The organism is Paraburkholderia sp. XV, from assembly GCF_020177535.1.
In the GTDB taxonomy this organism is placed as follows: domain Bacteria; phylum Pseudomonadota; class Gammaproteobacteria; order Burkholderiales; family Burkholderiaceae; genus Paraburkholderia; species Paraburkholderia caribensis.
Window position 1 is genome coordinate 13,540 of sequence record NZ_JAGUUD010000105.1, and the last position, 14,623, is coordinate 28,162.

The 14,623-nt window shown below is 63.1% G+C and carries 12 protein-coding genes; 10 read left to right on the top strand and 2 right to left on the bottom strand.

Annotated features, from left to right (window positions below; translation table 11 throughout):
• The first annotated feature begins 22 nt into the window (after positions 1-22).
• From KFO72_RS33165 to KFO72_RS33190, 6 genes are all read left to right on the top strand, one after another.
• Positions 23-574, top strand: coding sequence for a hypothetical protein (locus KFO72_RS33165; RefSeq protein ID WP_060600269.1), 552 nt, complete (start codon positions 23-25; stop codon positions 572-574).
• Positions 575-662: 88 nt separating this feature from the next.
• A complete protein-coding gene (locus KFO72_RS33170) occupies positions 663-2,072 on the top strand; it encodes a PelD GGDEF domain-containing protein (protein WP_225033871.1) in 1,410 nt (469 codons plus the stop codon).
• The gene (locus KFO72_RS33175; protein WP_225033872.1) at positions 2,065-3,117 is read left to right on the top strand and encodes a hypothetical protein; all 1,053 of its coding nucleotides are present in this window, start codon (positions 2,065-2,067) and stop codon (positions 3,115-3,117) included. Before KFO72_RS33170 ends, KFO72_RS33175 begins: the two co-directional genes overlap by 8 nt.
• Complete coding sequence (gene pelF, locus KFO72_RS33180) at positions 3,114-4,751, top strand: GT4 family glycosyltransferase PelF (protein WP_225033873.1); 1,638 nt, start codon at positions 3,114-3,116, stop codon at positions 4,749-4,751. Before KFO72_RS33175 ends, pelF begins: the two co-directional genes overlap by 4 nt.
• Positions 4,751-6,124 (top strand): exopolysaccharide Pel transporter PelG, encoded by a 1,374-nt coding sequence (gene pelG / locus KFO72_RS33185; protein WP_060600275.1) that lies wholly within the window; start codon positions 4,751-4,753, stop codon positions 6,122-6,124. Before pelF ends, pelG begins: the two co-directional genes overlap by 1 nt.
• Before the next feature lie 8 nt (positions 6,125-6,132).
• Positions 6,133-7,068, top strand: coding sequence for an endo alpha-1,4 polygalactosaminidase (locus tag KFO72_RS33190; RefSeq protein WP_225033874.1), 936 nt, complete (start codon positions 6,133-6,135; stop codon positions 7,066-7,068).
• 39 nt (positions 7,069-7,107) lie between these two features.
• Here the strand turns inward: KFO72_RS33190 and KFO72_RS33195 are convergent, their stop codons facing one another.
• A complete protein-coding gene (locus KFO72_RS33195) occupies positions 7,108-7,731 on the bottom strand; it encodes a LysE/ArgO family amino acid transporter (RefSeq protein WP_176054544.1) in 624 nt (207 codons plus the stop codon).
• 97 nt (positions 7,732-7,828) lie between these two features.
• Between KFO72_RS33195 and KFO72_RS33200 the strand changes: the two genes are divergently transcribed.
• Positions 7,829-8,722 carry a LysR family transcriptional regulator ArgP gene (locus KFO72_RS33200; protein ID WP_054930158.1) on the top strand — a complete coding sequence of 298 codons (894 nt, stop codon included), beginning with the start codon at positions 7,829-7,831 and terminating at the stop codon, positions 8,720-8,722.
• A gap of 31 nt (positions 8,723-8,753) precedes the next feature.
• Here KFO72_RS33200 and KFO72_RS33205 read toward each other — a convergent pair whose 3' ends face one another.
• Entirely contained in the window at positions 8,754-10,106 is a 1,353-nt protein-coding gene (locus KFO72_RS33205; RefSeq protein WP_054930159.1) for an NAD(P)/FAD-dependent oxidoreductase, read from the bottom strand.
• Positions 10,107-10,235: 129 nt separating this feature from the next.
• Here KFO72_RS33205 and KFO72_RS33210 point away from each other — a divergent pair, with 129 nt between their 5' ends.
• The 3 genes from KFO72_RS33210 to KFO72_RS33220 all read left to right on the top strand — a co-directional run bounded on the left by KFO72_RS33210 (position 10,236) and on the right by KFO72_RS33220 (position 14,500).
• On the top strand, positions 10,236-11,189 hold the full coding sequence (locus tag KFO72_RS33210; RefSeq protein WP_062915521.1) for a LysR family transcriptional regulator: 954 nt from the start codon (positions 10,236-10,238) through the stop codon (positions 11,187-11,189).
• A 259-nt stretch (positions 11,190-11,448) separates the two neighbouring features.
• The gene (locus KFO72_RS33215) at positions 11,449-13,047 is read left to right on the top strand and encodes a purine-cytosine permease family protein (protein ID WP_225033875.1); all 1,599 of its coding nucleotides are present in this window, start codon (positions 11,449-11,451) and stop codon (positions 13,045-13,047) included.
• Between the two features lie 61 nt (positions 13,048-13,108).
• Positions 13,109-14,500 (top strand): NAD(P)/FAD-dependent oxidoreductase, encoded by a 1,392-nt coding sequence (locus KFO72_RS33220; RefSeq protein ID WP_054930162.1) that lies wholly within the window; start codon positions 13,109-13,111, stop codon positions 14,498-14,500.
• Positions 14,501-14,623: the final 123 nt, after the last annotated feature.

Here is a 14,623-nt window from a genome sequence, read left to right on the forward strand (position 1 = left end):
GACATTTCTGAGGAGTGGTTCGATGAGCAACATCAACGGCTGGACACGTTTGATCAAGTGGGTGGCGGCAGCAGCCGCATCGGCGCTGGTGCTGGGCGCGTGCGGGTCGATCCGCCAGGCGGGGTCGCCGGCGATCGAATCGAAGGATTCCGTTGCGGTCGTGACGATGGCGAACTTCACCGAAACGCCGGCAGCGGGCAGCAGCGCGGCGGCGATCGCGGCGAACGCGTTGCGTCAGAACGGTTTTGTCGATGTGCGCCTCGCACCCGTCGATGCGTCGGCGAACGCGATGTTCGACACCGCGCAGCGCGATATCGGCGAGAAGAAGCTCGCATGGGCACGCGAGCAGCGCGTGAAGTACGTGCTGACGGGCGCTGTCGAAGAGTGGCGCTACAAGGTCGGCGTGGACGGCGAGCCCGTTGCGGGCGTGACGTTCGAGCTGATCGACGTGGCCTCGGGCCAGGTCGTGTGGAGCGCGACGGGTTCGAAGAGCGGCTGGACGCGTTCGAGCCTGTCGAGCGTCGCGTCGTCGCTGATCGGCAGCCTGCTGTCGCCGCTGCGCACGCCCGGCTGATGGCGTCGCGCGTCTGTCGTGTGCTGCCTGACATGCGCGCGGCAATCTGCAATACCAGTGCAACTCGACACGTGATGAGGAGTCGGCCGTGAATACCGTCACCGCGCAAAGCGCCGCCAGTGCCGCGGCGAAACCGCGCCAATCGAACCCGTTCGGCAACCTCAGCGCGTGGCGGCGCCTGGTCGCGCCCGCGGTATCGCGTCCGTTTTCCATCGTGGAGACGGTCGTGTTCATCGGCGTGGTGTTCGCGGTTTCCTATGCGCTCGATCGCAACGATCCGTTCCTGTTGCACACGGGCTTTCCGTGGCTGTGGTTCGCGCCGCTCATCGTCGCGCTGCGTTACGGCACGCTGCTCGGTCTGCTCGGCTGCGCGATGCTGATCGGCGCGTATCAGTTCCTGATACAGGGCAGCAGCGCAGCCGCGTGGCCGACGCTGTTCTTCGCGGGCGGCGTGCTGCAGACCATCGTCGCGGGTCACTTCGGCGACACGTGGGGCAGCCGCGCGCAGCGCGCGAACGCGATCAACGACTATCTGAACGACCGGCTCGTTGCGATCACGAACAGTCACTATCTGATGCGCCTGTCGCACGAGCGCCTCGAAAAGGATCTGTTGACACGGCCGACCACGCTGCGCGATTCGATCACCGAACTGCGCCGCATCTCCGTCGCGCATGGTCTCGACACGAAGCCGCGCAGTTCCGGCGACATGCCCGGCACGCGCGAGCTGCTCGAATTTGTCGCGCAGGCCTGCCAGATCGAAGTGGCTGCGCTGTATCCCGTGCATGACGGCAAGGTCGGGCGCGAGGCGCTCGCGCATATCGGCGATACCTTCGACTTCGATCCGCGCGACGAACTCGTGCAGCGCGCGCTCGAAACGCGTGCCGTCGCGCATCTGAAGAGCGAAGAGCGGCCGGTGACGAACACGCATCTGCTGGTGTGCGCGCCGCTGATTTCCGCCGACGGCACGATGCTCGCGCTGCTCGCCATCCGCCGCATGCCGTTCCTGTCGCTGAATTTCGACAACCTGCAGCTGCTGCTCGTGCTGCTCGGCTATTACGCCGACGGCGTCGAGCACTCGCAGCAGGTACGCGAGATCCTCCACGCGGTGCCCGATTGCCCGTACGAGTTCGCACTCGACGTGAGCCGGCTCACGCGGCTCGAACGCTCGGCGGGCATCACGTCGTCGCTGGTGGCGCTGGTGTTCCCGCATGACGATGCCGGCGATTCGTTCTTCGAGCACGTGATGCGCCGCCGCCGGTCGCTCGACCTGATGTGGCCGGTGAAATCGGCGGGGCAGTCGGTGCTGCTGAACCTGATGCCCGCAACCGACGCCACGGGCGTCGACGGCTACCTCGCGCGGATCGAATCGAGCCTGCGCGCGCAGTTCAACCTCGACCTCGAAGGCGCGCGCATTGGCGTGCACACGCTGCATCTGGGCGGCGACGAGCCGGGCCAGGCGTTGAAGCGTCTTCTTCTGCGCAGTGGTCTCGATGGATAAGGCCACCGCAAACCGCTCCCGCGGCGGCGGGTTCGTGGCCGGACTGGCCGCCGTGCTCGCCGCGCCTGGCATTGTCATCGTTGCCGGTCTTCAGTGCGTGGGCATTGTGTACTTCGCGAACGTATCGACTGCGTACGATCCGCTGCTGCCCGCCGTGGCCTGCAATGCGGTGTGCGGCGTGCTTCAGGCGCTGCTGTTCCGCCTGCTGCTGCCGCTGCGGTATCGCGAGCCGCGCGCGTGGAGCCTGCTGCTGCTCGGTCTTGCGTGCACGTTCGTGCCGCTGCTCGGCGGCGTCGTGGTACTGGTGAGCTGCATCTGGGCTGCGTGCTATCCGGTCTCGCATGCGGACGACGAAATGGGCGATGTGCCTGCGCCCGAGTTCGTCACGTATCTGATGTCGCGTGTTTCGCACGGCGGCGGCGCGCGCTTGCAGGCGCGGCTCGTGAACACGAAAGTCGCGGCCGCCGATCGCCTGTCGGCGCTCGTGGCGATCCAGAGTATGCCGACCCGCACGACGGGCACGCTGCTGCGCGATCTGCTCGCGGACCCGGTCGAAGACGTGCGCCTGATCGCGTACGGCACGCTGGATCAGGCGGAAAACGATGTGATGCAGCGCATTTTCCATGCGTCGAAGACGCTGGAATCGGCCCAGTCGGAAGGCGATCGTCATGCGATCAACCGGCAGCTTGCCGAGCTGTATTTCGAGCTCATCTATCAAAACCTCGTGCAGGGCGTCGTCTATCGGCACACGCTCGAACAGGCGGACCGCCATGCGCGCGCCGCGCTGGAGATCGACGCAAGCGACGCTGCATTGTGGATGATTCGCGGCCGCCTCGCGCTGACCAACGGCGCCGCCGACGAAGCCGCGCAGCACATGGACCGTGCGCAATCGCTAGGTTTTCCGCGCGAGCGTCTGGTGCCGTGGCTCGCCGAAGTCGAATATCTGCGCGGCGATTATGCGCGCGTGTCCGAACTGCTCGCGTCGCTCGGCAATGCCGCGACGCTGCCGATGCTCAATCCTGTTGCGCGTTACTGGTCCACATGAAACCGTCACTGATGCGCCGCGCTGCGGACGCCGATGTCTGCCTGCTGCTCGAAGGCACGTTCCCGTATGTGCGCGGCGGCGTGTCGAGCTGGGTCAACGAAATGCTCCGCTCGTACCCGGAGATCCGCTTTGCGATTGCGTTCATCGGCAGCCGCGAAGAGGACTACAAGGCGGCAGCCTATGCGCTGCCCGACAACGTCGTGCACTTCGAGGCGCATTACCTGTACGAAACGTCCAGTGCCGACGATCAGGCGGCGCGCGAAATTCCCGGCGATGCGCAGGCGTTCGCGCAATCTGCGGCGCTGCACGAAGCGTGGCGCAACGGCGGCGAAGTCGATGCCGGCGCGATGATGGCCGACATGGTGCAGTTGATCGGCGACAACGCGCCGCTCAGCGAGGAACAGTTCCTGACGAGCCGTGCAGCGTGGGACTTCATCGTCGACCAGTATCACCGTCATTGCACGGACCCGTCGTTCACCGATTACTTCTGGACCGTGCGCATCATGCACAAGCCGTTGTGGCAGCTCGCGCGCGTCGCCGAGCAGTTGCCGCCCGCGAAGGTCTATCACACGGTATCGACGGGTTATGCGGGCTTTCTCGGCGCCTTGCTGCACTACCGGACTGGACGTCCGCTGCTCGTTTCCGAGCACGGCATCTATACGAAAGAGCGCAAGATCGATCTGCTGCAAAGTCAATGGATTCGCGACAACCGCGGTGCATTCGAGCGCGACATTTCGAAGATCAGCTACTTTCGCGAACTGTGGGTGCGTTTCTTCGAGGCTCTTGGCAAGCTCGCCTATGACGCCGCCGACGATATCGTCGCGCTGTACGAAGCGAACCGTCAGCGGCAGATTGCGGACGGCGCGCGCGCCGCGCGCACGCGCAACATTCCGAACGGCGTGGACGTCGACGGTCTCGCGCCGCTCGTCGACAAACGCGTGGCACGACCGCGCAACGTGGTCGCGCTGATCGGCCGCGTGGTGCCCATCAAGGACATCAAGACCTTCATTCGCGCGCTCTTCATCGCGTCGCGCGCGATGCCGGATATCGAAGGGTGGATCGTCGGGCCCGAGGAAGAAGATCCGGCGTACGCGCAGGAGTGCCGCGCGCTGGCGGAAAGCCTCGGTCTGGCGAACAACGTGAAGTTTCTCGGCTTTCAGCGCATCGACGAGATTCTGCCGCAGGTCGACGTGCTTGCGTTGACGTCGATCAGCGAGGCCCTCCCACTCGTCGTGCTGGAAGGCTTCGCGGCGGGCATCCCGTCGATCACGACGGACGTGGGCTCGTGCCGCCAGTTGATCGAAGGCTACGGCGACGAGGACCGCGCGCTGGGCGCGGCGGGCAGCGTGGTGCCGATCGCCAATCCCGCTGCGTTCGCGCAGGCGGTGCTCGATCTGCTCGGCGACGAGCCGCGCTGGCTCGCCGCACAACAGGCGGGACTGGCGCGCGTGCGTCGTTTCTATACGAAGGCGCAGATGATCGATCAATATCGTGTGCTGTATCAGCGTTTGATGGCGGCGCCTTCGCAGGTCAAGGGCGCCGAAGGCAGGCAGGGCGGCGGCTGTCCGATGCATGCGGGCAGGGCCGCAGCGGCACAATCGTCACAGTCGGCACAGACGGAAGGAGTGCGCTGATGGCTGGCATTGGATTCGAGCTTCGCAAGATTCTCAAGCACCAGACGCTGACGGGTGTTGCGCGCGCCTACGCCTATGCGGGGCTGATCAGTTCCGGTCCGCTGATCCTGTCGATCTTCGGCATTCTGATCATCGGCGTGATGAGCCTCGCGTTCGTGATCCCGAAGTACGCGATCGTGCAGTTCCAGGTGTCGGTGACGTATCTGATTGCGTGCAGTCTGATCCTCACGGGGCCGCTGCAACTGTCGTTCACACGCTTCATTTCCGACCGGATCTTCGAGAAACGCGACGACCTCGTGCTGTCGAACTACAACGGCGTCGTGCTGGTTTCGACGGCGGCGTCGGGCGTGCTGGGTGTTATCGCTGTCGCGTTGGGGTTTCGCGGCGAGCCGCTGATGTACCGGCTGCTGATGGTGGCGGGCTTCGTGGTGGTCAGCAATATCTGGATCGCGGTGATCTTCCTGTCGAGCGTGAAGCAGTACCGGCAGATCCTCTTCGTGTTCGCAATCGGCTACGGTTGTACCGTCGCGTTCGCGTTGATGCTCAATACGCACGGGCTGTCGGGCTTGCTGGGCGGCTTCGTCGCCGGGCATGTCGTGCTGCTCGCGGGATTGTCGGGGCTCATCTATCGCAACTATCGCAGCCCGCGCTTCATTTCGTTCGAGGTGTTCCAGAAGCGCTTCGCGTATCCGAGCCTTGCGTTGGTCGGCTTCCTGTTCAATCTCGGCGTGTGGCTCGACAAGTTCATGTTCTGGTATGCGCCGGGCACGGGGTCGAAAGTGATCGGGCCGCTGCATGCGTCCGTGATCTACGACATTCCCGTTTTTATCGCCTACGTATGTGTGATGCCGGGCATGGCGACCTTCCTCGTGCGCATCGAGGCGGATTTCGTCGAATACTACGACCGCTTCTACGACGCCGTGCGCAGCGGCGCGACGCTGCGCCATATCAACGACATGCGCGACATGATGGTCGGCAGCGTGCGCGCGGGCCTGTATGAGATCGTGAAGATTCAGGCGGTGGTGCTGCTGCTGATTCTCGCGTTCGGCCATCTGGTGCTCGATGCGCTGGGGATTTCGTCGCTGTATATGCCGCTGATGATGGTCGACGTGATCGCCGCGAGCCTGCAGGTATTGCTGCTCGGCCTGCTGAACGTGTTCTTCTATCTCGACGCGCGGCGCACCGTGTTGCGTCTGTGTCTTGCGTTCGTGCTGTTGAACGGTATCCTCACGGGTATTACGTTGTACATGCAGCCGGACTATTATGGTTATGGCTTCGCGCTGACGCTGCTGATCCTCGTCGCGGCCGCCGTGCAACTGCTGGATCGCAAGTTCAGCAAGCTCGAATACGAAACTTACATGCTGCGTAACTGAACGGTTTTATGACAGCCAGTTCGCTCGCCCGTCTGGGCGTTTCGTGGATCGTCGTCGTTTGCGCGGCGGTGGTCATCCTGTTGCTGTCGGTTGCGTGGGTGCGGCCCGCGCTGGCCGCCTGCAAGCGGGCGTCGTCGACGGGAATCGGGGCGGTTGCGTTTTTCTACGGCGCGAACGTGCAGGCCGAACGGTTCGAACCGTTCGATACCGTGGTGATCGAACCCGATAGCGGTTTCGACCCGCGCGCGCATACGGCGCATTGCCCGAACTGGTACGCGTATGTGAGCGTCGGCGAAGTGACGAAAGAGCGCGCGTACTACGCGCAGATGCCGAAGACGTGGTTCGCGGGCAGCAATGCGGCGTGGGCATCGACGGTCGTCGACCAGACGGCTTCGGGATGGCCGGCGTTTTTCGTCGATCAGATCATCAAGCCGCTGTGGGAACGCGGCTATCGCGGCTTTTTTCTCGATACGCTGGATTCGTATCAACTGGTCGCGAAGACGGACGCGGAACGGGCGCAGCAGCAGGCGGGCATTGGCGCGGTGTTGCGCGAATTGAAGGCCCGCTATCCGCAAGCGCGGCTGATACTGAACCGAGGCTTTGAAATCCTGCCGCAGGTGCACGAACAGGTTGCGGCCGTCGCATTCGAATCGCTGTTCGGGCGCTGGGATCAGGCGAATCAGCGTTACGACGAAGTACCCGGCAACGACCGCGAATGGCTGCTGGCCCAGGCGCGTGAGATACACGAACGCTACCGCCTGCCCGTGATCTCGATCGACTATTGCCCGCCGGAAGACGATGCCTGCCGCCGTGACATCGTGCAGAAGATCAGTGCGCTCGGCATCGTGCCGTATGTGGCGGACGGCGGATTGCAGGCCATCGGCTTGAGCCACTCGATCATCAAGGACGCCGAGCCGCTCACGAAGGTCTCGCTCGGGCGCTGAACGGCGGCTCGCGGATCAGCGCATCGAGGTATCAACGAATCAACGCAACTGCGTGACGGCCAGCAGCAACACCATGCTGCCGATCGCGCCATCCAGCACGCGCCAGGCGGTAGCACGTTTGAACAGCGGCGCAAGCGCGCGCGCTCCATACCCCAATGCGACGAACCAGATCGCGCTGACGGCCATCGCGCCGATCGCGAATGCGGCGCGCGAGCCTTGCGCTTCCCGTGCCCCCGCCGTGCCGATCAACAGAAACGTATCCAGATAGACGTGCGGATTGAGCCACGTGAACGCGAGCGTCATCAGCACGATGGGCAGCGCGCGTTGCACGGGCGGCGCGGTGTCGGCTTTCGCATCGGCATCGAGGGTGGCGTGGCCGGGGCGCACCGCGCGCACCAGTGCGCTGATGCCGAACCACGCGAGATAGGCGAGACCCACATACAACAGCGCGTGGATAAAGGCCGGATAACGCTCGACCAGCACCGACGCGCCACCCACGCCCGCGCCGATCAGCAGGAAATCCGACAGCGTGCACAGCAGCACGATCTTGCCGATATGCGAGCGCATGATGCCTTGACGGAGCACGAACGCGTTTTGCGCGCCGATAGTGACGATCAGGGAGGCGCACAACGCGGCGCCGTGCGAAAAAGCCAGCCAGTTCATGATGGTGTGATGGAGAGAGGGGATCGGATGGCGTGAGTGTGCCGTCGTCGATAGAATAAGAGAAACTAATTTCGGTAACGCCGCTTAAGGAATGCTAATGCTGGACTATGCTTTGCTGGATGCGCTCGCGGCCGTCGTGCGCCACGGCTCGTTCGACCGCGCGGCTACGGCGCTGAACGTGACGCCTTCCGCCGTGTCGCAGCGGGTGAAACTGCTGGAGGAGCGCGTCGGCAGCGTGCTCGTCAAGCGCGGGCAGCCGTGCACGGCGACCCGCTCGGGCGCGCTGCTGTGCAGGCATACGGAGCGCGTGCAATTGCTGGAAGCGGAGCTCAATGGCCGCATGCCCGAGTTGCCCGGCGCGCTGCTCGAACCGTGGCCGACCTTGCGCGTCGCGGTGAACGACGACAGTGTCGGCACATGGTTCATCGACGCGGTCGCGGACTTTTGCGCGGAGCGCGGCATGCTGCTCGACCTGGTGATCGACGATCAGGACCATACCGCGCAGCGGATTCGCGACGGCAGCGTGCAGGGCGCGGTGACGACACAGTCGGAGCCCGTGCAGGGGTGCCGTTCGACGCGTCTGGGGCGCATGCGTTACCGCGCCGTTTGCACGCCCGCGTTCTACGAGCGCTATTTCAGCGAGGGCATCGGCCGCGACGCGCTGCGCGGCGCGCCGTGCGTCGACTTCAATCCGAAAGATCAGCTACAAAAGCGCTTCGTGCAGAAGATCACGCGTGGCGAAGTCGATGCGCCGACGCACTGGATTCCGCACGTATCCGGTTTCTTGCGGGCGTGCGCGACGGGAATGGGCTGGGGCATGTGCCCGGAGCGGATGATCGCCGCGCAACTGGAAAGCGGCGAACTGATCGACATGGCGCCGGGCAAGCATCTCGACGTCGATCTGTATTGGCAGAGCTGGCGGCTGTCGATCGGTTGGCTCGACGACTTCGGGGCCGCGTTGCGCAAGCGGTCGGCCGAGTTTCTCGACTGACCGCTTGCCGTTCTGCGCTTGCCCCCCCGGTTCAATGCAGCCGGATCACGGGATGGGCGCGGCGCCGCAGCCATTGGCTCGCGGTATCGAGCGCCATGCGCGCGAAGCCCGTGACCGTCATCACGTGCCGGCGATAGATCAGCCGGTACACGACGGTGGCGAGCCAGCCGTCGACGAACACGGTCCGCTCGCGCAGGCCGCTCAGGCTGCCTATCGTGCCGACGTCGCCGAACCCGACCAGCGTGCCCGCATCGCGATACGTGAATTCGGGCAGCGCTTCCCCGCCGACGCGGCACTTCAGCGCGCGAGCCAGGAACATCGCCTGCTGATGCGCGACCTGGGCGCGCGGCGCGAGAAAGCCGTCCGCGTGCGAAGGGCAGGCCGCACAATCGCCGAGCGCGAAGATGTTCGCATCGTTCGTGGTCTGCAGCGTGCGCGTCACGAGCACCTGCGCATTGCGGTTCACGTCGATACCGTCTAGCACGCGCAACACGGGCGGCCCGGCGATGCCTGCCGTCCAGATGGCGATATCGCTTGGCAGATGCTGGCCGTCGTGCGTGAGCACGGCATCCGCGCGGACTTCCGTCACGCGTGTCGTCGTGAGGACTTCGACGCCGAGACCGCTGAGTATCCGCTGCGCACGCGCTGAAATGCGTTGCGACAACGCGGGCAACACACGCTCCGTGCCTTCAATCAGGCGAATGCGAAAGTCGCGCTCCGGATCGAGTGCGAACAGGCTGTAGCGATGCATCAAACGGATGCTGTCGCGCAACGCCGCTGCAAGCTCGACGCCCGTTGCACCCGCTCCGACGATGTTGATCGACACCGGCTGCACGTGCTGCGCGCCGCTCACGCGCCGTACATGATTCGCCCGCGTGCACGCGTCGAGCAGCTTGCGGCGGAACGATTCCGCATGCGTGACGGACTCCAGCGGCAGCGCATGTTGCTCCGCGCCCTTGACGCCGAAGTAGTTGGTCACGCTGCCGAGTGCGAACACGAGCGTATCGAACGCGATGCGGCGCGCGGGGAGCACTTCGCGGCCGTTGTCATCGCACGTTGCGCTGATCGTGATGTGACGCTGCGCGCGATCGAGCGATTGCAGCGCACCCTGTTCGAACTCGAAGCCGTGACGCCGCGCCTGCACCGCGAATTGCAGCTGATGCGTGGCGGGATCGATCTGGCCCGATGCGGCCTCGTGCAGCAGCGGCTTCCAGAAGTGCGTAGGCGAGCGGTCGACGAGAACGACTTGCGCATGCCCGCTCTTGCCGAGCGATTCGCCAAGACGCGTGGCGAGTCCCAGTCCACCCACGCCGCCGCCAACGACGACGATTCGGTGCGGCGCAGTGTGCGTGCTACTTGCGGTGTGTCGATCGATCGAGGTCATGATGCGTACTCTCCTGAAACGTTTTTCAATGCGGATTCATGCGCGAACATCATCAGTGAGGTCGAGTATAGAATTGGGTGAAACCGCAGCACAATTTAATGTTTGTACAGAACATATAGGTTTTCACTTATGTTAAAGGCAGCGACATTTCGTCAATTGAAGGCGCTTCATACGGTGGCGAAGCTCGGCAGCGTGTCGGGCGCGGCGGAGGAATTGCGCTTGACGCAGCCCGCCGTATCGCTGCAAATCCGCTTGCTGGAAGATGCAGCGGGCGCACCGCTGCTGCAGCGCGTGGGGCGGGGCGTGCAACTGACGGCGGCGGGCGAAATACTCGCGCGCTATGCGCTCGAAATTCTCGACCTGTGGAACGGCGCCGCCGACGATCTCGCCGCATTGCACGGCGAGCAGGGCGGCACACTGCGCATCGGTGCGATCACGACGGCCGAGTATCTGATCCCGCCGTTTCTCGTGCGCTTTACGGAAGCGCGACCGCAAGTGAAGGTGCAATTCAAGGTGGGCAATCGCGCGGACATCATCCGCATGCTCGCGACGCATGAAATCGATCTCGCCGTGATGGGCAGCCCGCCGCGTGAATTGCGCACGGTGGCCACGGTGTTCGCCAAGCATCCGATGGCTTTCGTCGCGTCGCCTTCGCATGCGCTGATGAAAAAGAAGCGCCTCACGCTTGGCGATCTGGAGTCGGCGAACCTGTTCGTGCGCGAGCGCGGTTCAGGCACGCGCTCGACGGTGGAAAACCTGTTCCGGCAGGCGGGCCACAAGCTTCATATCGGTTCCGAACTGTCGAGCAACGAGGCAATCAAGCAACTGGTGGAAGCGGGGCTCGGCATTTCGTTTCTGTCGCTGCACGCGTGCTCGCTGGAATTTCAGGCGGGGTTGCTCGCGCTGTTGCCGCTGCCCGACAACCCGATCGAACGCGACTGGTATGTGATGCATGTGTCGGACAAGCGCCTGCCGCATGTCGCGAGCCTGTTCCGCGACTTTCTGATCGAAGAGGGCACGAAGGGCAGCGTGCCGATTCCGATGCCTGCCGTTGCGGCGGCAAGGAAGCGCCGCCGCACCTGAAATCTGCCGATTCTTTTCGACGTTTTGCATGCCGCAAGCTGCTTTCGAGACTTTCAGCGACGCTCCTATCTGCTCAGTAAGCCTTGCTGCATAAGGATCTCCGCTTACATCGACCGATATCGAAGTAAAGGTTGCGCCGACGATATTTTTGCCCGAATTGTTTCTCTTTACAGTGGCGGCCAGACATTCGTTAAAAAGCGGACGCCGCCAGCCAGTCGCGAGCCGCGTGATTTCCCTGGCCGTCAGAGGAGTCGGAGACATGAGCAGCCCCACCGAGAGCAACAACAGCAGCATCACGACCGTCGAGACCTTCGGTTTCGAACGCATTCCCGACGCATCCCGCTACGCGCGCCCCATCGATCTGTTCCGTCTGCTGTTCGGCGGCTGCAATACGTTTTCCACTTCAGTGCTCGGCAGTTTTCCCGTGCTGCTCGGCCTGTCGTTCTGGGCGGGCGTCGCGTCGATCGTGATCGGCGTGCTGGTCGGCTCCTGCATTCTTGCGCCGATGAGTCTGTTCGGCATGCGCAACGGCACGAACGATCCTGTTTCGTCGGGCGCGCACTTTGGTATTCATGGACGGATCGTCGGCTCGTTTCTCGCGCTGCTGACGTCCGTCGCGTTCTTTTCGCTCGCGGTGTGGAGCTCGGGCGATGCGCTGGTGGGCGGCGCGAATCATCTGCTCGGTTTGCCTGTGAACGGCTTTACGCTGAGCGCCGCGTACGGCATCTTCGCGGTGCTCGTGTTGACCGTGTGTATCTACGGGTTTCGCTTCATGCTGTGGGTGAACAAGATTGCAGTGTGGACGGCGAGTCTGCTGTTCATTGCGGGCATCTTCGCGTTTGCCGGTCCGTTCGATAGCCACTACGCGGGCAAGTTTGCGATGGGCGCGGTGGGTTTCTGGCCGGCGTTCGTCAGTGCGGTGCTCGTCGCGTTGAGCAATCCTGTTTCGTTCGCTTCGACGATGGGCGACTGGGCGCGCTACATTCCGCAGAACACGCCGAGGCATCGCACGATGCTTGCCGTGATCGTCGCGCAGATTGCGACCTTCGTGCCGTTCTTCTTCGGCCTTGCGACGGCGACGATCATCGCGCAAAAGGCACCCGACTTTATCGCCTCGAACAACTACGTCGGCGGATTGCTGGCGATCTCGCCGAACTGGTTCTTCCTGCCGGTGTGTCTGATCGCGATCATTGGCGGCATGTCGACGGGTACGACGGCGCTGTACGGCACGGGTCTCGACATGTCGAGCATGTTCCCGAAGCTGCTCAACCGCGTGCGTGCGACGTTCCTGATCGGCTGTGCGGCGATCGGCTTCATCTTTCTCGGGCGCTTCGTGTTCAACCTCGTGGAAAGCGTGTCGACGTTCTCGGTGCTCATCAATACGTGCAGCTGCCCTTGGATGGTGATCATGATCATCGGCTACGTGACGCGCCGCGGTTTCTATCTGTCCGACGATCTGCAGGTGTTCAATCGCGGCGGCCGCGGCGGCCACTACTGGTTCACGCACGGCTGGAACTGGCGCGCGATGGGCGCATGGGTTCCGAGCGCGCTGACGGGCCTGTGCTTCGTCAATCTGCCGGATCAGTTCGTCGGCCCGCTCGGCGAACTCGCGGGCGGCCTCGATATCAGCTTGCCCGTCGCGTTGACGATGGCATGCACGCTGTACGTGACGCTGCTGCAATGCTTCCCTGAACCGGACGGCGTATATGGTCCGCAAGGCCGCCGATGGCTGCGCGGCAGCCACAAGGCCACGCACGCGCGGATCAAGGTGGTCGAGGCGCGCACGGCGGAAGGCATGCGCGGCAACAGGATGACGGCGCCGCGGGAAGAAGTATTCGACACGCAGGATGCAGCGTAATAAAAGAGAGCATGCCGCGGGTGGCATCATTATCAAAGATTGGAATAGAGCAGGTGAGAAGATGAGCGAGTCGGTCAAACGCGCCTTCGAAGGTGTCAAGCTGTTTCCGTTCTGGCTGGACAATCCGGCGGCGCCTGCCGTCGAACGCGAGCTGATCGGGCCGACCACGGCCGATCTCGTGATCGTCGGCGGCGGCTTTACGGGATTATGGGCAGCCATTCAGGCGAAGGAGAACGATCCTCGTCTTGATGTCGTGCTGATCGAAGCGGGCAAGGTTGCATATGGTGCGTCGGGCCGACCGGGCGGGATCATTTCGACGTCCGTGATGCACGGGTTGCCGAATGCGACGCGGGTTTTCCCGAAAGATCTCGATGTGCTCGAGCGTCTGGGGCAGGAGAACCTCGACGGGTTCAAGGAATCGCTCGTGCGTTATGGCATCGAAGCCGATGTGGAATGGAACGGTGAAATGACCGTCGCCGTCGACGAAAAGCATCTCGACCATTTGCAAAATGACTTCGAGCTGCATGTGTCGCATGGGCATGATGTCGTATTGCTCGATAGCAAGAAGGCTCGAGAGCAACTGGATTCTCCGTTGTTTGCAGGTGCGATGTGGTCGCGCAATCGCAGCGGGACGATTCATCCGGCGAAGCTCGCGTGGGGGCTCAAGGCGGCTGCCTTGAAGCTTGGCGTGCGGCTGTATGAGCATTCGCCTTTGACGCGTCTTGAAGACGCGGGGAAGAAGATGATTGTGCATACGCAGGCGGGGCGGATTGATACGCCGCGTGTGCTGCTCGGCACCGGGACTGCGAATGTTGGCGTGACGGATATCAACCGGCGTGTGATGCAGGTGCGTGATCACATCATCGCGACGAGTCCGCTGACGGAAGAGCAGATGGCGCGGATTGGCTGGAAGAACCGCCAGGGCGTGTATGACACGCGCACGCAGCTCAATTATTTTCGTCTCACGAAGGACAATCGGATCATTTTTGGCGGGCGCGTCAGTTATCACTTCGGTGGAGATAATAATCCGGCTCAGGATCGTGATGAGCGGACTTATTACAAACTCGCAGAGGCTTTTTATCGGACGTTCCCGCAGTTGGATGATGTGAAGTTCACGCATGCGTGGGGCGGGCCGATTGATTACTGTTCTCGTGGGGCTGTTTTTGCGCGTAAGTACCACGGGGGGAAGACTGTTTTTGTTGCTGGGTATACGGGCTTTGGCGTTGCCGGGAGCCGCTTCGGCGCGCGGATGGGGCTTGAGATGCTGTGGAATCGCGATACGTTGATCACTTCGCTCGATATATCGCGGAAGGGGCCTTCGTATATTCCGCCCGAACCCGTGCGGTGGATCGCTGCCAAGATCACTTTTAATGCTTTTGATGGGGCGGATGATCGGGGTGGATGGAGGAGGTGGTGGATTAATTCCATTAAGGCGCTTGGGTTTCCGATGTAGGTTTTTTGCCGTTCGGCGGGTTGGTTGTTCGGGACTTTGCGCTGGCATCCGCGAATTGTTAGCGCGCGTCAGGCGTCGCCCCTGTGCGGGGCGGCACCTACTTTTCTTTGCCGCCGCAAAGAA

Bases quoted from the DNA above. Each gene is read 5' to 3' on its own strand.
- KFO72_RS33165 (WP_060600269.1), top strand. From the start codon at position 23: ATGAGCAACATCAACGGCTGGACACGTTTGATCAAGTGGGTGGCGGCA.
- KFO72_RS33175 (WP_225033872.1), top strand. From the start codon at position 2,065: ATGGATAAGGCCACCGCAAACCGCTCCCGCGGCGGCGGGTTCGTGGCC.
- pelF (WP_225033873.1), top strand. From the start codon at position 3,114: ATGAAACCGTCACTGATGCGCCGCGCTGCGGACGCCGATGTCTGCCTG.
- pelG (WP_060600275.1), top strand. From the start codon at position 4,751: ATGGCTGGCATTGGATTCGAGCTTCGCAAGATTCTCAAGCACCAGACG.
- KFO72_RS33190 (WP_225033874.1), top strand. From the start codon at position 6,133: ATGACAGCCAGTTCGCTCGCCCGTCTGGGCGTTTCGTGGATCGTCGTC.
- KFO72_RS33195 (WP_176054544.1), bottom strand. From the start codon at position 7,731: ATGAACTGGCTGGCTTTTTCGCACGGCGCCGCGTTGTGCGCCTCCCTG.
- KFO72_RS33200 (WP_054930158.1), top strand. From the start codon at position 7,829: ATGCTGGACTATGCTTTGCTGGATGCGCTCGCGGCCGTCGTGCGCCAC.
- KFO72_RS33205 (WP_054930159.1), bottom strand. From the start codon at position 10,106: ATGACCTCGATCGATCGACACACCGCAAGTAGCACGCACACTGCGCCG.
- KFO72_RS33210 (WP_062915521.1), top strand. From the start codon at position 10,236: ATGTTAAAGGCAGCGACATTTCGTCAATTGAAGGCGCTTCATACGGTG.
- KFO72_RS33215 (WP_225033875.1), top strand. From the start codon at position 11,449: ATGAGCAGCCCCACCGAGAGCAACAACAGCAGCATCACGACCGTCGAG.
- KFO72_RS33220 (WP_054930162.1), top strand. From the start codon at position 13,109: ATGAGCGAGTCGGTCAAACGCGCCTTCGAAGGTGTCAAGCTGTTTCCG.